Here is a 23,748-nt window from a genome sequence, read left to right on the forward strand (position 1 = left end):
AAATCTTTATTTTTTCTCAGTATCTGCCGCTGCCGCGAAAACAGAATTCTTATCTATTCTGACTTTCACATTATCGGCAATTTCAAGAATCACATAATCGTCACCTACTTCTTTTATTTTGCCATAAATACCACCGGCAGTAACCACTCTTTGATTTACTTCGAGTGATTTACGGAAGTTGGCAATCTCTTTTTGTTTCTTGTTCTGAGGACGAATCATGAAGAAATACATGATAGCAAACATAGCAATCAGCATAATCCACATCATACTTCCTCCTCCTGCTGCAGGAGCTCCTTGCAGAAATACAGTCAATAAAGTCATAAAAATCGTTTTTTAGTTTTTAATCTACTAGTTACAAAGGTATTATTATTTTGTTAGTTTACCTTCCTTTTTCAATTGATTAACTATTCCATCGAGTGTACCATTAATAAAGCTTCCGCTCTTCGCTGTACTGTAGAGCTTAGCTATTTCAACATACTCATTCAATGAAACACTAATAGGAATATTAGGGAAACTCAAAATCTCAGCCAAAGCACACTGCATGATAACCACATCCATAAAAGCCACACGATCAAGATCCCAGTTACGGGTATTATCACTGATTAAGTGGCGGTAGTAATCACCGTTCAATATCGTTCTGCGGAACAAGCGACGCGCGAACTCCTGGTCCTCATCGTCTTTAAATTCCGGCAGCAAAGGTTGCGAAGCACCTTTGCTTTCTTCAAATCTTTTGATTGTTTTCAATACGAATGTATCAACAATTTCCTTGTCGTCATTCCAATACAAACTTTGATCTTCCAACACCTGATCAAGCGAATCATTATTAAAAACAAAAGATTTATATAACTTTCTCCATAACTCACGATCGGCTTCATAAGAAGAATCGGAAGAAGCCATATACTCCTTATACAAATCAGAAGCAGTGATCTTGTCATAAAGTTCTTTCACGAATTCCTGATCGTTATCCCAGGTTTTCTTTTGGTTGGAGATAAACTCCAGTAATTGTTTATTAACCTCAAGCTGAGCAACAAACTTGTTTTCAATGAACTTCATGTTGGGTGATAAATCTTCCGAAGTCGGTGCTAATTTAGCTTTTCCCGCATCAACACGCTTTTGTGCGTAGTTCGTCAAAGCAACCATCAACATCAGCAGGTAATTATACAAGTCATAAGCCTTTGAAAGGCTAAAAAACAATTCTTTCTCCGCTGAGTCTAAATTTTTGCTGCCGTTCTGATAGTACGCATACACTAGCTGTATGATTTTAAGACGAATAAGAACTCTGTTAATCATAAATTTTAATCAATACTGTTATTAACGAATTGCAAAAGTAGCTATTTTCGGTGAGTAAACCCAAATAAATCACATTTTTTTGCATAGTATTTGATTCTATGTCCTTTTTCTTTTGACAGTTTAAAAAAAAGTATCAATTTTGGGCCGACTTTAGAAATTACCCCAAACGTTATGGAAGATTTTAAAAAGAAAAATGCGATGGATTTAAATGATAAGGAGATTGTCTTTTCAAAATCCATTAAGGCAGGTAAACGCATTTACTACCTTGATGTAAAGAAGAATCGAAAAGATGAAATGTTTCTTGCAATCACAGAGAGCAAGAAAATAGTAATGAGCGAAGGAGATGATTCTCAGGTTAGTTTCGAAAAACATAAAATCTTTTTATATAAAGAAGATTTTGAGAAATTCATGACCGGACTAACACAAGCAATTGCTTTCATCAACAAGAAACAACCGTTAGCACTTGATGATAGTGACAAAAAGGAAAAGCTTGAGGTTGATTTAGAAGAAAATCTAGGCAAAACAGAGATTGGAACGGAAATAAAGTTTGATATAGACTTCGAATAATCATCGGATTGCTTTGATAAATCAAACGAAAAGCGTACTTTTGCACCGCTTTTTGCAACATCGTGTGATATACCACATCGTGTGATGGTGAGTTAAGCAAACAAATAAACTTAATTTAGAGTAACACAAAAAAATTAAAAAATGAAATCAATTGAAGTAAAAGGTACTGCAAGAACCATTGCAGAACACTCTTCAGAGCAGAGCAGAGCTCTAAAAGCACTTCGTAAAAACAACTGTGTACCTTGCGTACTTTACGGAGCAGGTGACAATGTTCACTTTACAGTAACAAATGACGAGGTTCGTAATCTTATTTACACTCCTCACATTTATGTAGTTGATTTGGATATCGACGGTAAGAAAGTAAAAGCAATTTTGAAAGATGTTCAATTCCATCCGGTAAAAGATACCATCCTTCATATCGACTTCTTCCAGATTGACGAATTAAAGCCTATCATTATGGAAGTTCCTGTTCAATTGGAAGGTCTTGCTGAAGGTGTTAAAGCCGGTGGTAAATTAACTCTGCAAATGCGTAAGTTGAAAGTGAAAGCTTTATACAATGTAATCCCTGAGAAGTTGACTGTAAAAGTTGCTCACCTCGGTTTGGGTAAAACTGTAAAAGTTGGCGAACTTTCTTATGAAGGACTTACTCTTCTGAACGCAAAAGAAGCTGTTGTATGCGCTGTTCAATTGACACGTGCTGCAAGAGGTTTGGCTGCTGCAGGTAAGTAATCAGATATTTTCCCTTCGGGGATAAAAAGAAGCGCAGATTAACGCAGAGGATACAGCATCAAGTTGTGTCAATCTGCGATAATTTGCGTTTTTCATTTAAATAATAAGCAATGAAATATTTAATTGTAGGACTCGGAAACATTGGTCCCGAATACCATGAAACACGCCACAACATAGGCTTTATGGTAGTAGATGCATTCGCAAAAGAAGCCGGAAAATCATTTGTTGACGGGCGATACGGATTTACAACCTCCGTCTCCGTTAAAGGTAGGCAGCTTTTGCTACTGAAGCCCTCCACCTATATGAACCTGAGCGGTAATGCAGTTCGCTACTGGATGCAGAAGGAAAATATTCCTTTGGAGAATGTGCTCATTATTGTTGATGATCTGGCCTTGCCTTTTGGTACCCTTCGTTTAAAAAGCAAAGGAAGCGATGCCGGGCACAACGGTTTGAAACACATTGCAGCCACTTTGGGCACTACGAATTATGCACGTCTGCGTTTCGGTATCGGCAATGAGTTTCCCAGAGGGGGGCAAATTGATTTCGTTCTGGGACACTTTGAAGAGGAAGATTGGAAGACCATGGACGAACGCCTGAAAACTGCCGGCGAAATCATCAAAAGCTTTTGTTTGGCAGGTATTGATATTACCATGAATCAATTTAATAAAAAATAAATAATATGCCCGAAGCCAGAATTGATAAGTGGATGTGGGCTGTACGTATCTTCAAAACACGTACCATCGCCGCAGAAGCTTGTAAAAAAGGAAGAGTAACCATTAACGGTTCGCAGGTTAAAGCAGCCAGAATGATAAAACCCAATGATGTGATTCAGGTGAAAAAGCCACCCATCATTTATTCATTCAAGGTGTTGCAGGCCATTGAAAAACGGGTGGGCGCCAAGCTTGTACCCGAAGTGATGGAGAACGTTACCACTCCCGATCAATACGAATTGCTTGAGATGAGTAAAGTGAGCGGATTTGTAGACAGAGCACGAGGGACCGGTCGCCCCACTAAAAAAGACCGCCGTAGCTTGGAAGACTTTACCGACCCCGAATTCATGGACGATTTTGATTTCGACTTTGATTTTGAGGAGTAACACCACCGTAAACAAATCGTTGCACACAGTTGTGAGCATGGACATACCGACATAAAATATCCCCTTGATTCAATTGGCTTTATTAATGAACCAAACAGAATCAAGGGGATATTCTTTTATACGAACTACGTAATTATAAATGAGCCTTCACAGCGTCAATCAGCTGCTTATATTCTTCTTCAGAAAGGTATACTTTGCCGGGATTCATTTGAAAAGTGCTTCCATAATCGGGTCCGTCAACATATTTAGGAGCCAAATGAAAATGCAGGTGAGATAACTTATCGGAATAAGCTCCGTAGTTTATCTTTTCCGGATGAAAAGCTTTATCCATAGCGCGGGTCACGCGTGCCACATCGGCCATAAATGCATTCCGGTCTTCATCGCTCAATTCAAAAAGATCGTTCACATGATCTTTATACGCAACCAAACAACGGCCACGGTAAGTTTGTTCCTTAAACAAAAAAACGCGAGATACACTGAGCTGAGCTATCTCAATCATCAAACTATGCAATGTATCGTTGTTCTGGCAATACAAGCATTCTTTGGGGTCACTCTTCATGATACTTACTTTTATTTATTTACGCAAAAGTACGTATTTCCGGCCTATTTGTTGTCTACTTTTTCATTCTTTTGGTTAACTAATTGGTGCACATTGTCATTTTCACCAACTACCCACACCACATCACCTTCTTCAAAAGGCGCATTCACATCGGGCGACATCAACGAGTTTCCATCTCTCTCAACCCCTACTATCAAACACCTATATTGTTCACGAATGCCCAGGTCGCGAAGTTTGTGGTGCCTGAAAATAGAGCCGGCATCAACAACAAACTGTTTTAAAACCATGGTACTATTCTCTATCGCCCCATTGTCTAAAGAAGAGACACTCTCCATCTCACGAGAGAACAGGTTTAGTTGTTCGTCCGTTCCAATCACCTGAATTTTGTCCATGGGAAAGATACGTTCCTCGGCTCCCGGAATGTTTATTCGCTTCATCCCTCTGAGAATGGAGACCACATGCACATCATATTTTCTGCCCAGATTCAATTCTTTCAGCGTACGCCCTGCCCACGCCGATTCACCCGGTACCTCATAATCAGTGAGGTGAATGTCTTGCGACAACAACCTTCCGGCATAGGCAGGCTTCTTCTCGCCCATGTATTCGGCCTGAAGATCCCGGTAACGAAGGTTCTGAATGAAACGGCGCTCCAAAAAGATAGAATGTCGTTTCAACCGGCGAGAGTACACCATGGCCAGTACAGCCAACACAGCTATGCCCAACGCAATTCCGATGGAGGCTTCGAATAGATTGGCTATGATAAACGTGACAAACGAAATGGCCAGTACCACACGAAACACAATGGTAGAAACCAGCGGGCCCCGGTTCACGTGACTGTCATTCCACAGCGTTGTAAATTCTATGGAGTGGTTCTTTTTGACCACGATAGCTCTTAAGAAGGGCGAAATACAAAGAATCATAAAAGCTGCTCCTAGCAGTGAACTCCAGAAAGCGGGCAAGTTATGGTAGAAAAACGGCATGACGTACCGGAACGAAAGCGCAATTACAGCAATACTCAATACGGAATAAACCACGATGATACGCAGCAAAGCAGCAAGAAGCTTCCTCCATAGATTTTCGTGGTTCATCGTTGTTTCCGTTCCTCGTGAATAACGAGTCAGAAAACGCCGCCACGATCCGGGCAAGTTTCGCTCCAGTCGGTCGGAAACGGGACCCGCTATCCTGATCATATAAGGAGTCATAAAGGTAGTTATCACCGAAACAGCTACCACAATGGGATAAAGAAAGTTACTGGTCACCCCTAATGAAACGCCCAGCGAAGCTATGATAAAAGCAAATTCACCAATCTGAGTCAAGCTGAAGCCGCACTGCATGGCTGTTTTCAATGGCTGTCCGGCCAACACAACGCCAAAGGTGCCGAAGATGGCCTGTCCGCCAATTACCACCAAGGTAATCACACAAATAGGAACAGCGTATTCTACAATCATAGCGGGGTTAACCATCATGCCCACCGATACGAAAAATACAGCGCCAAACAAATCCTTCACCGGTTTCACTAGGTGAGAGATAGACTCAGCCTCCACTGTTTCGGCCAAAATAGATCCCATGATAAAAGCACCGAATGCCGCCGAAAAACCGGTATGCGCCGCTAGCATCACCATGCCAAAACACAAGCCCAAGGAAACAATCAGCAAGGTTTCCTGGTTCATGAGTTTGCGCAACCGTTTCAGAAACTGAGGGATGAGATAGATGCCCACAATAAACCATAGAATCAGGAAGAAGAGCAACTTGCCAATGCTACCGAACATTTCGACCCCTTCGAAATTGTTTTTCAGCGCCATGGTTGAAAGCATTACCATCAACACAATGGCCAAGATATCTTCCAGAATCAAGATGCCCAGCACCAGACCGGCAAACTTCTTCTTTCCCAGTCCCATATCTTCAAAAGCCTTGTAGATAATGGTGGTTGACGACATGGCAATCATTCCTCCTAGGAAGAGACAGTCCATTCGTTTCCAACCAAATGCCATGCCCACGCCAATGCCCAGCAATATCATGCAAAAAATCACCGTACAGGCAGCAATAACCGCTGTACCTCCCACCTTGACTATTTTTTTGAAACTGAACTCCAGTCCCAAAGCAAATAATAAAAAGATAACGCCGATGTCGGCCCACGTCTGAATATTGGCCGTGTCCATCACCGAAGGAGTAAAAGAGATATGCGGGCTAGACAAGAATCCAGCCATTACATACCCCAACACCAACGGTTGCTTTAATTTTTTAAATAACAAAGTCATGATGCCGGCCGATATTAAAATCAGTGCCAGGTCGGCTATCAAGGTAGGTAAATGTGACATTTGCGTATAATCTTATTTTCGGAAAGGCAGTTTCACCACCTTCGCTTTTAATTTTCTGCCGCGCACATCCACATAAAGTTCAGTGCCCGGCAAGGCCAGTTCGGTTTGCACGTAGCCCATTCCTATGCCCAGCTTGCTGAGAGGCGACATGGTACCCGAGGTGACAACCCCTATTTTATCGCCCGCAGCAGCATACAGTTCGTATCCCTGGCGAGGAATGCCCCGGTCAATCATTTCAAAACCAATTAACTTACGGCTAACCCCCTCCTGCTTTTGTTTCTCGAGCATGGCACGATTGATGAAGTTTTTACCTTCCACAAACTTGGTAATCCAACCCAATCCTGCTTCAATAGGAGAAGTCGTATCATCAATGTCATTGCCGTACAAACAGAAACCCATCTCCAAACGAAGTGTATCGCGGGCACCCAGTCCCACGGGCTTGATTCCAAACTCCTGCCCCGCTTCAAAAACAGCATTCCATATAGCATCTGCATGCTCGGGATAGAAATAGAGTTCAAAACCACCGGCACCCGTATAGCCGGTATTCGATACAATAACCTCCTTCACGCCTGCCATTTCACCCACAACAAATGTGTAGTAATGAATAGCAGAGAGATCCATCCGGGTGAGTTTCTGCAAAGTAGCCAATGCCTGCGGACCCTGCACAGCCAACTGCGCCATGTGGTGGGATGCATTTTCGAGTACAGCCCCTTCCGTATTATGATCCACACACCATTTCCAGTCCTTCTCAATGTTCGCTGCATTGACCACCAGCAGATACTTTTGAGGCTCATACTGATAAACCAACAAATCGTCAACAATCCCCCCTTGTTCGTTTGGGAAGCAAGTATATTGAATCTTTCCGGGTGTTAAAGCCGCCACATTATTGGATGTCACTTTCTGCAAAAAGTCCAATGCCTTGGGACCTTTTACCCAAAATTCACCCATGTGCGACACATCGAACACGCCCACAGCTTGGCAAACCGTTAGGTGTTCATCAATAATACCCGAATATTCAATGGGCATGTTGTAACCGGCAAACTCGTGCATTTTAGCACCGAGAGCCACATGTTTTTCTGTAAATGGAGTGTGTTTCATAGCTATAGGTTTATTTATCGGAAGCCACCATTTCGGCAATCTTAACGATTACCTTCATAGCCTTTTCCATGTTCTGAATAGGTACAAATTCGTAACGACCGTGGAAGTTGATTCCACCGGCAAAAATATTGGGACAAGGTAACCCTTTGAATGAAAGCTGAGCACCGTCGGTACCTCCGCGAATGGGTTTCACATTAGGCTTCACGCCTACTGCTTCCATAGCAGCAAAAGCCACATCAATGATGTGCATCACAGGTTCAATCTTCTCGCGCATGTTATAATACTGGTCACGCATTTCGAGCGTAGCCGTTCCCTCGCCAAATTCCGCATTGATTTTGTTTACCAAATGCTGTATCTCCTTCTTTCGGTTTTCAAACTTATCGCGGTCATGGTCACGGATAATATAATTCAGTGTAGTTTGCTCCACATCACCCTGCATGCCGTTCAAGTGATAAAATCCTTCGTATTTTTCGGTATGCTCAGGCGTTTCGTGACGTGGCAACATGTTAATAAACTGACTGGCTATGCGCATGGAATTAATCATTTTGTTCTTTGCATAACCGGGATGCACGTTGCGTCCTTTGAAAATAACCTTGGCACCGGCCGCATTGAAGTTTTCAAATTCCAACTCGCCCAGTTCGCCGCCATCCATGGTGTAACCCCATTCGCAGCCAAACTTCTCCACATCAAATTTGTGAGCCCCTTCACCAATCTCTTCATCGGGGTTAAAGCCAACACGAATCTTTCCGTGCTTAATTTCAGGATGCTCCATCAGGTAAACCATTGCCGATACAATTTCGGCTATGCCAGCCTTGTCATCTGCTCCGAGCAATGTTTTGCCATCAGTTACAATCAAATCCTCACCTTTATGGTTTAGCAGTTCGGGAAACTGTGCAGGCGACAACACAATATTTTCTTCGGCACAAAGCACAATATCACTACCGTCATAGTTTTGCACAATGCGCGGAGACACGTTCTTGCCCGACATATCGGGGCTAGTGTCCATGTGTGATATAAAGCCGATAGTAGGAACTTCTTTATCCGTATTGGCAGGTAAAGTGGCAAACAAATAGCCATTTTCATCCAGTTCCACCTCTTGCAGTCCCAGCGATTCAAGCTCCTCTTTGAGGTATTTGGCAAAAACCATTTGTCCCGGAGTACTGGGAGTCAGCCGTGTAAGTTCATCAGATTGCGTATCAAAACTCACATATTTCAAGAAACGTTCTGTCAGATTCATCATATTATATACTTTAATTATATTTATAGAAGTAGTTTATTGTCCGTAAAGGTAAAATAAGAGCGGTGAACTCCCAAAGAAATTCACCGCTCTTATTGTATAAAAATGATTCTTTTATCAGAAACGCATTCTTTACTTCCACTTTTTCACTGCTTTTTTATCGGCAGCAGTTGCTTCAACCAAGCTCAGAGCAAATCCGCCGCTGGCAGCTTCTTTTACTGAAATCCGTGTTTTACTGGTTACCAAGCCCTTCTTAATCTGGTAAGAAGCCGGGTTGTCAATGTAATGAGCATCTTTACCGTCGGCATAGAGCGTAGCTACATATTGTTTGCCTGGTTCCAGGAAGTTGAGGTTCACCACCGCCGTGCGGGGATTCTCATCGGTAATGCCGCCAACAAACCAGCTGGAACTATCTTTCGCTTTGCGGGCTATGGTCAGATAATCTCCCGGTTCTGCCTCCAGGTACTTACTTTCATCCCAGTCGATGGCTACGTCTTTGATAAACTGGAACGCATCGAGGTGACGTTCGTAGCTTTCGGGCAGGTCGGCTGCCATTTGCAACGGACTGTACATGGTAACGTACAGCGCCAATTGCTTAGCCAAAGTAGTGTGTACAAAACTATGTTCGCCTTCACCCAGGAAAGAAAGTTTCGTATCGAAAATACCGGGTGTATAATCCATTGGGCCGCCAATGAGACGCGTAAATGGCAACAAGGTAGTATGGAAAGGTTTGTTACCTCCAAATGCCTCGTATTCGGTACCGCGAGCCGATTCGTTTCCAATCAGGTTGGGGTATGTGCGGCAAATACCTGTAGGACGAACTGCCTCGTGTGCATTGACCACAATCTTGTAATCGGCAGCCTTCTTAATGGCATACAGGTAGTGATTGTTGATCCACTGTCCGTAATGATGCTCACCGCGGGGAATGATGTCGCCCACATAACCGCTCTTAACTGCATTGTATCCGTTGTCAACCATGAACTGATATGCTTTATCCATGTGGCGCTCGTAGTTACGTACCGAAGAAGATGTTTCGTGATGCATCATCAATCGCACGCCCTTGCTCTTAGCATAAGATTGTAACATCTTCACATCGAAATCAGGATAAGGAGTCACAAAGTCGAACACATAATCTTTGGAATGACCAAACCAATCTTCCCATCCTTGGTTCCATCCTTCAACAAGCACTTGAGAGAATCCGTGCTCCGCAGCAAAATCAATGTAACGTTTCACATTGGTATTGTTAGCCGCATGGCGACCGTTGGGTTTTGTTTTAGTATAATCTGTTTCGCCCAGCTTCACCGAAGGCAATTCGTCGGTATAAGCCCAAGAGCTTTTTCCGGTAATCATTTCCCACCAAACACCGATGTATTTAACGGGTTTAATCCACGAAGTATCTTCCAGTTTGCAAGGTTCGTTGAGGTTCAGTGTTATTCGGGATGCCAAAATATCACGCGCATCGTCACTCACCATTACCGTGCGCCAAGGCGACTGACAAGGTGTTTGCATATAACCCTTATCACCTTTGGCATCGGGAGTAAGCCATGACTCAAAAATCAGATTCTTATCATCCAGATTCAGGTTCATGCATGAATAATCAATCAAAGCCGCTTCGTGCAAATTAATATACAATCCGTCGGCACTCTTCATCATCAAAGCCGTTTGCACGCCCGTCAGCGAGAACTGCGCCTGAGAAGCATTGTCGGTTATCGCCTTTTGCATCAGGCCACGTATCTCGGTCAGTTTTGATTCGGTATAATCATATTCCTGCGTATCATAATCGCCCGGAATCCACCATGCGGTATGATCACCTGTCATGGCAAACTGAGTATGCTCTTCCTTGATCACAAAATAGTTGAGGTTTTGCTGAGCGGGGAACTCATAACGGAACCCAAGTCCCTCATTAAAAAGACGGAAGCGCAACACCATGTGTCTTTTCTGTGCCTCCTGATTCAACGTAACCGCCAGTTCGTTGTAGTGGTTACGAATTTCTTTTTCTTCTCCCCAAACAGGTTTCCATGTTTCATCAAAAGCAGATGTTTTTGAGTCGAGCAGGGTGAAACCGTTCATCAAACCGGCATCCTTTTTCAGTTCCAGTCCCAAGCGGGAAGGCTTCACGGCAACCTTATCTTTGTAGGTCAGTTCATACACCGGCTCACCGTTGGCAGTCAACGAGAACGTCAGTTTCAGCAGGCCATTGGGAGATGTTATGCTCTGAGCTGCGGCTCCCATGCTCACAAGCAGAGAGAATAAACCCACAGCCACACGGGCAGATAATCTTTTGATATTCTTCATAATACAAATTGAATTGGTAATTATATTACAAAGATAACAAGTATGTATCTACTCTTGTTGCGTGTGGCTTCAAAAGGTAGTTCCTTTTTCTGAAAACGTTTGCGGAGAGTATCAGCCTTGGTTAATTGGTTTCTTTTTCAAGCAAGCGTTTGTAAGTCATATCGATACCGAATGCACCTAGCGGAGCGGTTATCAGGATAGCCAGCACAGCCACCGTGAGCACAATTTTACCGCAAGGCAACCCCATGGCCAGCGGCAGCGAACCGATAGCCGCTTGCACGGTTGCTTTGGGCAGGTAGGCAATCATGCAGAACACGCGTTCCTTGAGCGTTAGCTGTGTTTTAATCATGCAAACAAACACTCCCGCCATTCTGAAAAGCAACGAGAAGAGAATAACGACAACGGCCGACAGTCCGGCTCCTACCGCATATTTTATATCAACCGTAGCTCCCACCAGCACAAACAACAAGATCTCCGCTCCTACCCACAACTTAGAGAATTTGGCCGATAAGCGCAAAGCCAGTACCTCGTAGTTTTTCAAAAGAGTAGCTCCTAATGCCATTACAGCCAACAATCCCGATACGGGCAGAATCCCTTTAAGTACTCTTTCGAGAGCCACCAGCAGAAATGACACACTGAGTATGATGAGCACCTTCACGGAGTCTCTCATGTGGTAACGCTTGAAGTAACGAGTGAGCAGCCAGCCCAGCAGCACGCCCAGCACGAGGCCCGACAAGATGGAAACCGGTATCTGCAAAAAGCTCACAGCCGATATGTTGCCGCCCAACGCCAACCCTGTAAAGGCCGTAAACATCACGATAACAAACACATCGTCTACCGATCCTCCTGCCATAATAAGCTGCGGAATGCTCTTTGACGTGCCGTACTTCTGGTCCATCAGATGAAGCATTTTAGGAACGATGATAGCCGGCGAAACAGCAGCAACAACGGTTCCCATAATGGCTGCATCGAGCAAAGAAATACCGAGCAACGGAGGGGCAATGAGCATCATGCCTGCAATTTCAAAACAAGCGGGTACAAAACACATCAGCAAGGCCGGACGCCCTACTTTCATCAAGTCCTTGATATCCAGAGCCAAACCGGCCCGGGTGAGTATGATAACCAATGCAAGCTGGCGCAGGTCAACCGAAACAGAGAGTAGCGAGGGCTCCAGCAGATTCAGCACGTAAGGCCCCAGTGCTATTCCGGTGAGTAACATGCCAATCAGTGCCGGCAGTTTCAATTTCATAAAAACATATCCCAATGACAATCCCAGAAGAAATATAAAAGCTAAACTCGTTAACATATTGTTGTTCTTTTATTTTTAAACAAATTAAAATCATTCATTCACACACCCAAGAAAGAAGGTCTTATGGGAAATGCCAGACGGAATGATAAATAAAACGGGAAAGGAATAAATAGGCAATCAGATGCATTGTTTTCGGCTTCATATAATCAACTCTTCTACTTTTTGTTTTTTACGTTAACTGCATAACAACAAACGAACCTCTGTACACACAAAAGTTCCAAGTAGGAGTCATCAGCCCCACGAAGGGCGGTTAAAGGCAGAATCCATTGCCGAAATCGGATGCAAAAATAAAAAGAATCCTTTTACCTGCCAAATATTTATTGGTTTTCGTGATTGGTAACCTTCGGTACTCACCCAATCGTTTTCTTGCAGATTCACTTTTTTAGAGTGGATTTGCAAGAATGCGCGAAGTATTTTAACAAGCGACGTAGATTCGATGATTTAAAAAATAAAGTAAGTTGTCTATCAACGACCTTCTCTAGGTTGATAGACAGTTTCTTGGGAAAGAAGCAATATGCTGCAATTCCGCTCAAGAGATTCACCACAAAATCATGAAATGACCTATGCCTTGAATGTTCTATTTGTGCAATGTTCTTGAGTTCATCATTAATGGTTTCAATAATAGCTCTTTTTCTGAACAAAACCATCTCAAAAAAATATTTATCATTATTAAATATAGACAAATAAACAATTTATATCTTTTATAAAGAAGATTGAGTTGATTATTATAATCTCTAATTAAAAATAAGCGGAGAGGATACAAGTAACAAAGTTTTAACTCTGAATAGGCTATACTAAACAAATCAAAATCACTCATCTTTCATGAAAATTGAGAATCCTCTCAAAAAAGTATAGGTGCCGGACTTTTGTCCGGCACCTATCTCAATTTAAGTTCTTTTCTTTGCGACAGTAAAAATCATTAAATCCTTCTGATATGAAAAATAGTCAATATCTTCTTCACGACTGCTGCGCGCGCAACAATGCCAAGATGCTTTCCCTCACTGCCGACAAAGGTTTGGAAGGCTACGGAGCCTACTGGGTACTGTTGGAATATCTTCGCGAGCAGAGCGATTACTGCATGCCCTTGTCTTTGTTACCATCATTAGCCAAACAATTGGGCAAGTTCACCCAATGGGTGGAAGAATTAGTTTGTAATTACGGCTTATTTGTGCTGACGGATGACGGACGCTTCACCTCTCAGGGCTTGCAGCAACGAATGAAACCGTTGGAAAATAAAAGAAAGGCGCGCGATGCCAAAGCGGAAAAAGCTGCCCGCAAAAAAGCACAAAACAGCAACACAAATTCGTCATTTTCTGCTGCACAAAAAACAGAAACAAACAAAAAAAACAGTGCAAAAAAGGTCGAAAATACGCCTTTGCAACTAGTTGATAATGAGCGTGTTGCAAAGGCATCTCTAGAAGAGAAGAGAATAGAAGAGAAAAGGATAGAAGAAATTAAGAGAAAAGAAAAAGAAGCTACCGCTTCTGAAAAAGAAAGCAGCAGCGGCAGCAAATCTTCTTCTTGGGAGGGTTGGCTGAACGAAGCGTTGGGGGAGCGTTCGTGGCTGGAACTTCAGGCCATACATTCGGGGGAGAGTCGACGGACAGCGAACGTACTGCGGATTGCCCATTCCCGAGGGAGCACCACCCCGTCCGGCCGTGACTTCGGTGTGGGATGAAAGGAAGCACTGCTGGGAGTATTAGCTTGCTTGCAAGGCACTAAATTGCTCGGGGCAATCCACCCAACTGCTCGGGGCAATTGGCTCCATTGCTCGTGGCAGATTTCAAATTGCTCGGGGCAATTTGTAGCACGAGTCGTGACAGTTTCCGGGTGTTTTTTCGTGAAGTGCTCCAACACCCGTTGCAGGTTCTCACTCGGCAAAAAATACAGGCAAAAAAATGTTGCAAAACAAACATTTTGTATTCGAAATTGTTTTTAGATACGAAGCTACCTAAAAAGTGGTAATGGTGCAGCAATGAATACCCATTTGTGGGTAGAGGCGCACACCCTGCAAAAAAGTATCTTTGCAACATAAAAAGAAATCAAATCAATCATAGTTTGAATTATGAAAATAGAAAAAATTACAGGAAGAGAAATCCTCGATTCAAGAGGTAACCCCACAGTTGAGGTGGATGTATTGTTGGAATCAGGTATCGTAGGAAGAGCATCCGTTCCATCGGGAGCCTCAACCGGTGAACACGAAGCACTGGAATTACGCGATGGCGACAAGGCTCGTTATGGCGGCAAAGGCGTACAGAAAGCGGTTGATAACATCAATAACATCATTGGTCCGCACTTGGTGGGTGTTTCTGCACTCGACCAAAGAGGTATCGACCATCTGATGCTTTCACTTGACGGTACTCCTACTAAATCAAAACTGGGCGCCAACGCCATTTTAGGTGTGTCTCTGGCTGTAGCTAAGGCTGCTGCCGCTTATCTGGACCTGCCCCTTTACAGATACATCGGTGGTGTTAACACATACGTAATGCCTGTGCCGATGATGAACATCATTAACGGTGGTTCACACAGTGACGCTCCTATCGCTTTCCAGGAATTCATGATTCGTCCCGTAGGTGCCAAATCTTTCAAAGAAGGTTTGCGTATGGGTGCCGAAGTGTTCCACGCATTGAAAAAAGTATTGAAAGATCGCGGACTGAGCACTGCCGTAGGTGACGAAGGTGGCTTCGCTCCTACTTTGGAAGGTACCGAGGATGCATTAAACTCTATATTGGCAGCTATCAAGGCAGCCGGATATGAGCCTAAAAAGGACATCACCATCGGGCTTGACTGTGCTTCTTCTGAGTTCTTCAAAGACGGCGTGTATGACTACACCAAGTTTGAAGGTGCCAAAGGAGTGAAAAGAACTGCTGATGAGCAGGTTGACTTCCTGGAACATCTGATTAACGAATTCCCCATCGATTCTATTGAAGATGGTATGAGTGAGAACGACTGGGAAGGTTGGAAGAAGCTGACCGACCGTATTGGCGGACGCTGTCAATTGGTAGGTGACGACCTGTTCGTAACCAACGTTGACTTCCTGTCAAAGGGTATCGAAAAGGGTTGTGGTAACTCCATCCTGATCAAGGTTAACCAAATTGGTTCGCTGACAGAAACGCTGAATGCCATTGAAATGGCTCACCGTCACGGATACACCACTGTTACTTCTCACCGCTCAGGCGAAACAGAAGATGCAACAATTGCTGACATTGCAGTAGCAACCAATAGCGGACAGATTAAGACTGGTTCTTTGAGCCGTTCTGACCGTATGGCTAAGTACAACCAATTGCTCCGTATTGAGGAAGAATTGGGCGACCGTGCCGTTTATGGTTACAAACGCATCAAATAAAAGAGAGAATATAATTTATGAAAAAGGCCGGAAGCGATTTGCCCCGGCCTTTTTTATGGCTTGATTTCGGTTGTTTTAGAACGCTTTGCGATACAGAGCCTCAATGTCTTCTACTGAAGTAGAACGAGGGTTACCTCCTGTGCAAACATCGTTGAAAGCAGCTACTGCCAAAGCAGGGATGTCTTCTTCTTTCACGCCGATTTCGCTAAGCTTCTGCGGAATGTTAATGCTTATAGAAAGAGCTTTCACTGCATCAACAGCAGCTTTCACACCTTCTTCAGTACTCATACCGTCAACATTCACACCCATTGCCTTAGCTATCTCTTTGTATTTGGGAGCAGCTGGTGATTCGGCATTGTATTCCATCACGTAAGGTAACAGCAATGCATTGGCCACGCCGTGCGGCGTGTCATAGAACGCTCCCAAAGGATGCGCCATAGAGTGCACAATGCCCAAACCTACATTAGAGAATCCCATACCTGCAATGTACTGTGCTTGTGCCATGGCTTCACGGGCAGCCGTATCTTTACCATTGTCAACAGCAGCCTTCAAATTGGCAGCAATCATTTCAATGGCTTTAATCTCAAACATGTCACTCATTACCCACGCGCCCGGTGTGATGTAACTTTCAATGGCATGAGTCAAGGCATCCATACCCGTTGCAGCAGTCAGCCCCTTCGGCATAGAGTACATCAATTCAGGGTCAACAATGGCTACAGCGGGAATGTCGTTGGGATCAACACATACCATTTTCTTCTTAGCTTCCTCATCAATAATTACGTAGTTGATGGTTACCTCGGCAGCAGTTCCGGCGGTGGTAGGCAAAGCAAAAGTAGGAACAGCTTTGTGTTTTGTGTCGGCAACACCCTCCAGCGACTTTACATCGGCAAAATCGGGGTTATTCACAACGATACCAATACCTTTGGCTGTGTCAATAGAAGAACCTCCGCCCAATGCGATGATGAAGTCGGCTCCGGATGCTTTGAAAGCAGCCACACCGTTTTGTACGTTAGCAATGGTAGGATTTGCCTTTACATCGCTGTAAAGTTCGTAAGGAATTTTGGCATCATCCAAAACCTTGATCACTTCGGCAGCAACACCAAATTTAATCAGGTCCTTATCGGTTACAAAAAAGGCTTTCTTGAATCCGCGACGAGCTGCTTCCGTAGCAATCACCGTGCGACAGCCTGCTCCAAAATAAGAGGTTTCGTTTAAAATAATCCGGTTAATCATAATTTTATATTATTTAGCGTTGATAAATGTCGTGACTTGCCCTACAAAGATAGGAAAAAAGAAAGCGAATGCCTTTCACTAAAAAACACCACCATCAAAACCAATAACATAAAAATCAAAACGATTAGACCGAAGGCAGTAGCAGGGGTGAACAAAAAAAGGCAGAAGAAGAGATGTGTTACCACACCTGCCCCTTCTGCCTGTCAAACAACAACAATCTTCTATTCTCCTACCTTAAAAGCTATTTCTTGTCCGCTTTGGCTGTCGCCTGCTACCCAAAGAGCAAAATCTCCGGGTTCAACAACGTGTTTCATGTCGATGTTCCAAAAAGCTAATTCGCTTACCGGCAATTCAAAAGAGAGCGACTTCTTTTCTCCCGGCTGTAAAGTAACACGCATAAAACCTTTTAACTCTTTTACCGGACGGGTTACTGAGCCCACCTTGTCTTGCACATACAATTGAACCACTTCGGTTCCTTTGTATTTACCCGTATTCTCAAGGTCGAATGTCACCTTCAACACATCATCTTTCTTCAGCGTGCCCGAAGCCAGCTTGATATTGCTGTACGAGAAAGTAGTGTAAGACAGTCCGTATCCGAATGGAAACAACGGGTCAAAGCCGGCATCCATGTAGAAAGACGTACAGCCCAATGACGTTTGTCCGGCCTCAACCGGAATATCGTTTAATAAAATTTCATTGCGTGTAGCGGGGCGTCCGCTGTTGTTGTGCGAATAGTAAACGGGTATCTGCCCTACCATTTTAGGGAAGGTTACCGGTGTTTTTCCGCTGGGCACTTCTTTACCAAACAATAAATCAGCTATTGCCGGGCCGCCCATGGTACCCGGATGGAAATAGTAAAACACAGCAGCCGACTGGTTGACTTCTTTTTCAATGGTCAACGGGCGACCCGCCATGACAACGGTCACCACCGGTTTACCTGTTTTGGCCAATGCAGCCAGCAAGTCAGACTGTGCACCTTGCAGATTCAAGTCGGCCAAGCAATGAGCTTCTCCCGAAAGGATGGACTCCTCGCCCACAAATGCCAGTACCACATCTGCACGAGCTGCCGCAGCAGCTGCCCGCGCAATGCCCGTTGTATTTTTATCGCGACTGAAATCCAATCCGGCTTCATAGATCACGTTCACCTTGTCACCATATTGTGCTTGAATGGCTTTCAGAGGAGTTTGCGTATATGCTTTATCGCCATCGAACACCCAGGTACCCATTTGCTCGTAAGGAGCATCGGCCATGGGGCCAACCACAGCTACCGTTTTCACCGTTTCTTTCAACGGCAAAATTCCATTGTTTTTGAGCAGTATGGCCGACTCTGCCGCAGCCCGTTTGGCAGCCGCCAAATGCTCCGGTGCGTACATAACCGACTGACGCTTTTCGTCAACATAAGGATTTTCAAAAAGTCCCAGACGGAACTTGATTCGAAGAATATTACGTACCGCTTCATTAACAACGTCTTCCTTCACCTTTCCCTCTTTGATAAGATCTTTGAGATGAGTCATGTACGTGTAACTAACCATTTCCATATCTACCCCCGCATTGACAGCCTTCATTGCAGCATCTTTTTCATCAGCGGCAAATCCGTGAGGAATCATTTCCTTGATCGAAGCCCAGTCAGACACCACGAATCCGTCGAATCCCCATTCCTTGCGAAGCACCTGCTTTAGAATAAACTCATTGCCCGAAGAAGGCACTCCGTCGTTGTCATTAAAAGAAGTCATGTACGTAGCGGCACCAGCCTTTGCAGCAGCTTCAAACGGCGGTAAATACACATTCCGCAATCTTCGTTCGGGAATGAAAGTGGAATTGTAATCACGACCACCCTCGGCTGCACCGTAACCCACAAAATGCTTGGGACAAGCAGCGATGGCGGTCGGGTCATTCAGCGAATCGCCCTGGAAACCCTTCACCATGGCAGCCCCCATCACGGCAGTAAGATACGTATCTTCTCCGCATCCTTCGGCTATACGTCCCCAGCGCGGATCGCGGGCAATGTCAATCATGGGAGCAAACGTCCACCTGATACCTACAGCAGAGGCCTCAATGGCAGCAACACGCGCCCCCTCTTCTGCAACGGCAGGGTTGAACGTAGCAGCCTGCCCCAGTGGAATAGGAAAAATAGTTTTAAAACCATGAATCACATCACGCGCAATCAACAAAGGAATGCCCATGCGTGATTCCTCAACAGCCACCCGTTGCAACGCATTGACGCGAACGGGATCAATTTCATTCAAGATAGAGCCAATCTCACCTTTTTTAATGGCTACGCTCATCTCTTCAATATTACCCAAAGAGCTGATCTGATTCATTTGACCGATCTTCTCTTCTAATGTCATTTTTGACAAAAGAGTTTCAATCTTGTTTTCAATCACTTTATCTTTGTTTTCCTGCATCGTACTGCACGAAGACAAAGACAAAAGCAACAAACATCCCGGAAGGATTTTACCAATTCTCATATCTATTTACATTAATTATTTTTGAAACACACGCACATAGTCGATCTCGTAAGTGGCGGGTAACACACTTTCATCTACCCCTTGCGCGCCACCCCAGTTACCGCCCCAGGCCAGATTTAACTTCAGGTAAAACGGCGCATTAAACGGCCAAGTGTTTTTGTTACCGGTTTTATCGTTGGCAAAGTAGAAAAGCTCCTTGCCGTCGACAAACGTTTTGATATAATCTTCCGTCCACTCCAATGCGTATACATGAAACTCTGTCTGCGCTGTTGAAAGCAAAATTTCTTTTGTTTTCTGAGTGCCGATGGAATGGTTATAGGCCTTGCAGTGAATGGAAGAAGATACGTAATTGGCATTGTAGCCTACTTCTTCCATAATATCTATCTCACCATCATCGGGCCATGCCGTAAAGTTTTTAGGTAACATCCAGAAGGCAGGCCACGTTCCTTTTCCTTTAGGCAGTTTTAAGCGGGCTTCAAAATAACCGTATTTCCAGCTCTGCCTCGTATTCATACGAATGGAAAGTACCTGATTACCAACCTTCTTAGCAATAATCTTCAACTTACCATCGGTCACGACCGCACACGTATCAGTGCCGGAGAAACCTGATATATAATTTTGCAGCTCATTATTTCCCCAACCGTTGTTACCTGTTTCATAAGACCAATTAGTAGTAGCAGGTAAAGCAGGTCTTCCACCACTCAGCCTTGATGCATTAAATTCATCATTCCACACCAACTGATAACCGGCAGGAGCAATAATTTTGGCAGGTTGAGAAATTGAATAAGTTGCTGTGTACGAACCCGATTTGAATGTCAGTTCTGCTGTTTTGGGTGAACCGGAAGTATTCTCTTCAACAGTAATAGTAACACTAGCCGCTCCGGTTGAACCTGAAGAGGGAGTTACTTTGCACCAACTCTGGCTGCTTACAACCTCCCAATCAGCATTCGAACTGACTTGCAATACTTTATTCTCAGCTTGCCCGGTGAGTTCCAGAGACTGTGGAGTAATACTGATTAAAACGGCGTCAGGCTTAGATACCGGGTCATCACTGCTACAGCAATAAATGAAAGGTAAAATAGAAATAAACATCAATAAAAGGACTTTTCTCATCATATCATCATTGTAGGTTGTAACCATTATAAGGGCAGCTTGCGCTGCCCTTATGGGTTTGCTTATTTATTAAAAGAGAAATCATCAAAGAAGAAAATACCAGGTGCAGCATGGCCTTCACCGCCAAACTGAATCACTATCTTGTCATAGTCTTTACGATCTTTCACGGAACTAAAATCAAATTCAAGTTCCAACCATCTGTCTTTCTGAAGATTGGCTTTAACGATCTCAGTCTGCGTAGTATATGAAGTAGTGCCCAGATTACTATTTTGCAACTTCACAGCAACTTGTGACTGTAGTTTGTTAATAGTAACCCAATCACCGGCTGTAGCAAATACATCTTCATAGTTATTGTACGAAGGAATATATACTTTCATTCTTACCTTATTCATTTGAGTCAAATCAAACTTATATCCGGTAACGGTATAAGATATGTTTGAATAGAATGCTGATGTTTTTTGGTACAAATAAACAAGTTTGGATTCATTAACCGGTACTGGAGCAGGGTTTGCATAAATGTGTTGTAACGTGCCCATTTCCTCGCGCTTAAAGTCGACAGACAATTTCTCCTTTTCAAAGTTTTCGGCTAAAGCAACTGCTTTAACAGGTACCACAGGCTTCACATTTTTCTCTTTAGGAATAAATCGATACCACCATTTATTGCCGGATTCTACTTTACTAGCACAACTCAAATAAAGAGCATCATCGGTCAACGATTCAATTTTATAGGTAGACGTACCGGCATAGTGTCCGAAGAAAGCATCATTGCTTAACGTAAGCGTTTTCTCATTTTCATCTAAAGCAAAAGTATATTCAGCTTGAGGTGTATATGCTACATCAAAGTCACCAACACCACCCGGATTTTCAATATAGTCATTTATTCCCAATGCATTTTTACCATTGGCATTGGTATAGATGTAACCATTATTTTTCCATATCATCTTCACACCAACCTGAATAAAGGTGAACTCTTGCTTATACAAGCTAGCTCCTTCTTTACCGGAAGCAGGACATGACCACCATGACGGACTAGTAGAAACACTACCGTCATCATTAAGCACCGGACCTACACCAAAGTGCCCGTCGTGATATTCGTCAAATACCCAAGTCTTTCCTGCCAGATTAGCTGCACCGCCTGTTAAAGCATTGTACATCGGAGTATCAAGCAATGACATATCGTCTTCAGCAATAATAATTTGCTTAGTTACAGTAGCAGAACCACCGGTGGTATACAGCGTTAATGAAACGGTATATGTACCTGCGAAAGGATATTGAGCCTCAACCGATTCACCTTTGGCCGTAGCACCATTGCCCAAATTCCATGTAGCAACACCCGAAACAGAAGAGGTGTTCTTAAGAACTATAATATTTGCTTTTGAGGAAGACGGAGTTGCAGTAAACGACAAATCAGTTTCTGTCGGTGTAGTCCCCAAACCATATTCATTGTTTTCTTGAGGGTCACAGCTTGTCATCAAAAGAACTGATAACAAAGCCAGTATACCTGTTTTAAATATATTTTTCATATTGTTTCGTATTAACTTGTTACGGTTCATCTTAATTCCAACCTGTATTTTGTTCTAATTCATATTCAGTTCCTTTTGTCTTATCAAGTTCACCTTGAGGAATAGGAAGATACTTCATGTAATCATTCCAAGTACGAACCGAATTGTGTGCTGCATCATTATCGTTCAACAAAGAGGTGTCTCCCCAACGAACAATGTCCCAAAAGCGCATACCTTCGCCCAAGAATTCCCGACGTCTTTCTAGTTTTATATTTTCAGCTGTTGCCGGAATAGAATTATCAGCTCCAAAGGCGCGTTTGCGGATTCTGTCTAAACATGATTGGGCAGATAGGCCGTTCACTTCGGTTTGACCATGAATAACGACCAATTCGGCATAATTGAGCAAAGCTTCGGCAAAACGGAAGATACGTACATTATTGCAGTAGTTTAAGTCTTGGTCTCCGGGAGGAGGGTTATAACCGATACGAGCCGAATACTTACGCATGAATAGGCCAGTATCCTGAAAGCGCGGAGTATAACTGCCTTCCGGCCATGCATTAATAGATCCGGCCAAACGAGTATCGCCATCTTCATATACGGCATAAGCAGCCTGTCTTACCGGTCCGAATCCCCAGCCTCCTTTAAAGACCTCTGCCGGGTCAGTCAACCCATTGGGAGAAATAAACGCAGGAAGGTTAGTTCCATATCCTTGCCAACCACTCGCCCAGCTCTTTCCTTCGGGCAACTGATTACTTTCAAAGATTGATTCTACGCAAAATTCATTCTCATCATTCCACATGGCATCAAAGTTTGAATAAAGGTCATATCCTCCGGTAGAAATAAGTTCTTCCATGTCTTTAGCCAATTCGGCATATCTTGATGCATCTTTCTGGTACAAAACTACACGAGCTTTCAGCATCAATACAGCAGCACGTGAAACACGCCCCGTATTGGCAGCAGAAACTTTCATGGGTAATTTTCCTTCAGTAGCGGCAAAATCAATGTCTTCCATGATTTCTTTGTAAATGTCGTCAGCCTTGAATTGTTTTGCCATGTAAGGTGCACTAGTTAAGGGTTCTTCAAAATAAGGAATATTTCCCCAGAACTTCCATAACAAATGAACATAGTAAGCGCGTAAGAAATGTGCTTCTGCTTTGTATTGTTCAAGTCTGGCTTCGGGCACATTCACTGCATTGCCGCAAGCTATAATTACATTGTTACAACGAGCAAGCCCGGTATAATAGATGCTCCATAAACCGGTTATATTTTCATCGGCCGATGAAGTAAACTGTGAGAGCTTGTATAATTGTCCCTGGTCACCGGCGTCTCCGCCACCTTTATAAATATCATCTGAACGAAGGTCAGACATCAGCGGTACACTGTTGTAGTTGTTATTTGCATAACTGTCAAACAACAATATCTGATAAGCAGAGCCCAAATTAGATAAGATAGCTCCTTCGGTAGCTGCTCCTCCGGCTTCTTGTTTCTCCGTAGAGGAAGCTGTTAGAAAATCATCACCACATGAAGTTGTACCAAGTACAACAAAAGCGGCTGCTATTATCATTAAGAATTTATTATTTTTCATACC

19 protein-coding genes, 1 pseudogene and 1 riboswitch are annotated in these 23,748 nt (G+C 43.6%); of the genes and pseudogenes, 6 read left to right on the top strand and 14 right to left on the bottom strand.

Annotated elements, in window-relative coordinates; genetic code table 11:
- Positions 1 to 6 precede the first annotated feature (6 nt).
- Together yajC and nusB are read right to left on the bottom strand one after the other, a co-directional pair.
- Positions 7 to 321: a preprotein translocase subunit YajC gene (yajC, locus tag C511_RS0107600; protein ID WP_024996490.1), complete on the bottom strand. Its 315-nt coding sequence runs from the start codon at positions 319 to 321 to the stop codon at positions 7 to 9.
- A 45-nt stretch (positions 322 to 366) separates the two neighbouring features.
- Complete coding sequence (gene nusB, locus C511_RS0107605; protein WP_024996491.1) at positions 367 to 1,290, bottom strand: transcription antitermination factor NusB; 924 nt, start codon at positions 1,288 to 1,290, stop codon at positions 367 to 369.
- Between the two features lie 171 nt (positions 1,291 to 1,461).
- On the opposite strand from nusB, the gene C511_RS0107610 reads away from it, so the two are divergent.
- From C511_RS0107610 to C511_RS0107625, 4 genes are all read left to right on the top strand, one after another.
- Positions 1,462 to 1,857, top strand: coding sequence for a DUF3276 family protein (locus C511_RS0107610; protein WP_024996492.1), 396 nt, complete (start codon positions 1,462 to 1,464; stop codon positions 1,855 to 1,857).
- 141 nt (positions 1,858 to 1,998) lie between these two features.
- The gene (locus tag C511_RS0107615) at positions 1,999 to 2,586 is read left to right on the top strand and encodes a 50S ribosomal protein L25/general stress protein Ctc (RefSeq protein WP_024996493.1); all 588 of its coding nucleotides are present in this window, start codon (positions 1,999 to 2,001) and stop codon (positions 2,584 to 2,586) included.
- Between the two features lie 110 nt (positions 2,587 to 2,696).
- A complete protein-coding gene (gene pth / locus C511_RS0107620) occupies positions 2,697 to 3,260 on the top strand; it encodes an aminoacyl-tRNA hydrolase (RefSeq protein WP_024996494.1) in 564 nt (187 codons plus the stop codon).
- A gap of 5 nt (positions 3,261 to 3,265) precedes the next feature.
- Positions 3,266 to 3,682 carry an RNA-binding S4 domain-containing protein gene (locus C511_RS0107625; protein WP_024996495.1) on the top strand — a complete coding sequence of 139 codons (417 nt, stop codon included), beginning with the start codon at positions 3,266 to 3,268 and terminating at the stop codon, positions 3,680 to 3,682.
- 133 nt (positions 3,683 to 3,815) lie between these two features.
- On the opposite strand, the gene C511_RS0107630 is transcribed toward C511_RS0107625, so the two are convergent.
- The 7 genes and pseudogenes from C511_RS0107630 to C511_RS18635 form a co-directional block, all read right to left on the bottom strand.
- Positions 3,816 to 4,241, bottom strand: coding sequence for an HIT family protein (locus C511_RS0107630; protein WP_024996496.1), 426 nt, complete (start codon positions 4,239 to 4,241; stop codon positions 3,816 to 3,818).
- Between the two features lie 44 nt (positions 4,242 to 4,285).
- The gene (locus C511_RS0107635; RefSeq protein WP_024996497.1) at positions 4,286 to 6,559 is read right to left on the bottom strand and encodes a cation:proton antiporter; all 2,274 of its coding nucleotides are present in this window, start codon (positions 6,557 to 6,559) and stop codon (positions 4,286 to 4,288) included.
- A 12-nt stretch (positions 6,560 to 6,571) separates the two neighbouring features.
- Positions 6,572 to 7,657: a glycine cleavage system aminomethyltransferase GcvT gene (gene gcvT, locus C511_RS0107640; RefSeq protein WP_024996498.1), complete on the bottom strand. Its 1,086-nt coding sequence runs from the start codon at positions 7,655 to 7,657 to the stop codon at positions 6,572 to 6,574.
- Between the two features lie 10 nt (positions 7,658 to 7,667).
- Positions 7,668 to 8,894, bottom strand: a complete 1,227-nt coding sequence (gene pepT, locus C511_RS0107645; RefSeq protein WP_024996499.1) for a peptidase T — start codon at positions 8,892 to 8,894, stop codon at positions 7,668 to 7,670.
- A 132-nt stretch (positions 8,895 to 9,026) separates the two neighbouring features.
- On the bottom strand, positions 9,027 to 11,189 hold the full coding sequence (locus tag C511_RS0107650; protein ID WP_027318000.1) for a glycoside hydrolase family 97 protein: 2,163 nt from the start codon (positions 11,187 to 11,189) through the stop codon (positions 9,027 to 9,029).
- A gap of 121 nt (positions 11,190 to 11,310) precedes the next feature.
- Complete coding sequence (locus C511_RS0107655) at positions 11,311 to 12,495, bottom strand: cation:proton antiporter (RefSeq protein ID WP_024996501.1); 1,185 nt, start codon at positions 12,493 to 12,495, stop codon at positions 11,311 to 11,313.
- Between the two features lie 218 nt (positions 12,496 to 12,713).
- A riboswitch (Fluoride riboswitch) is annotated at positions 12,714 to 12,778 on the bottom strand.
- A gap of 199 nt (positions 12,779 to 12,977) precedes the next feature.
- Positions 12,978 to 13,148: pseudogene (locus C511_RS18635) on the bottom strand (transposase); the annotation flags it as partial.
- 284 nt (positions 13,149 to 13,432) lie between these two features.
- Between C511_RS18635 and C511_RS17225 the strand changes: the two are divergent.
- Complete coding sequence (locus tag C511_RS17225) at positions 13,433 to 14,176, top strand: Lin1244/Lin1753 domain-containing protein (RefSeq protein WP_024996503.1); 744 nt, start codon at positions 13,433 to 13,435, stop codon at positions 14,174 to 14,176.
- A gap of 387 nt (positions 14,177 to 14,563) precedes the next feature.
- Positions 14,564 to 15,844, top strand: a complete 1,281-nt coding sequence (eno, locus tag C511_RS0107675) for a phosphopyruvate hydratase (RefSeq protein WP_024996504.1) — start codon at positions 14,564 to 14,566, stop codon at positions 15,842 to 15,844.
- 75 nt (positions 15,845 to 15,919) lie between these two features.
- On the opposite strand, the gene fucO is transcribed toward eno, so the two are convergent.
- The 5 genes from fucO to C511_RS0107700 form a co-directional block, all read right to left on the bottom strand.
- Positions 15,920 to 17,074 (bottom strand): lactaldehyde reductase, encoded by a 1,155-nt coding sequence (fucO, locus tag C511_RS0107680; protein WP_081698281.1) that lies wholly within the window; start codon positions 17,072 to 17,074, stop codon positions 15,920 to 15,922.
- 224 nt (positions 17,075 to 17,298) lie between these two features.
- Complete coding sequence (gene bglX, locus C511_RS0107685; protein ID WP_024996506.1) at positions 17,299 to 19,545, bottom strand: beta-glucosidase BglX; 2,247 nt, start codon at positions 19,543 to 19,545, stop codon at positions 17,299 to 17,301.
- A gap of 15 nt (positions 19,546 to 19,560) precedes the next feature.
- Positions 19,561 to 20,661, bottom strand: coding sequence for a family 16 glycosylhydrolase (locus C511_RS0107690; protein WP_024996507.1), 1,101 nt, complete (start codon positions 20,659 to 20,661; stop codon positions 19,561 to 19,563).
- 59 nt (positions 20,662 to 20,720) lie between these two features.
- Positions 20,721 to 22,181 (bottom strand): PKD domain-containing protein, encoded by a 1,461-nt coding sequence (locus tag C511_RS0107695; protein WP_027318001.1) that lies wholly within the window; start codon positions 22,179 to 22,181, stop codon positions 20,721 to 20,723.
- A gap of 31 nt (positions 22,182 to 22,212) precedes the next feature.
- Entirely contained in the window at positions 22,213 to 23,745 is a 1,533-nt protein-coding gene (locus C511_RS0107700; RefSeq protein WP_027318002.1) for a RagB/SusD family nutrient uptake outer membrane protein, read from the bottom strand.
- Positions 23,746 to 23,748 lie beyond the last annotated feature (3 nt).

This window comes from Bacteroides graminisolvens DSM 19988 = JCM 15093 (genome assembly GCF_000428125.1).
Classification (GTDB): domain Bacteria; phylum Bacteroidota; class Bacteroidia; order Bacteroidales; family Bacteroidaceae; genus Bacteroides; species Bacteroides graminisolvens.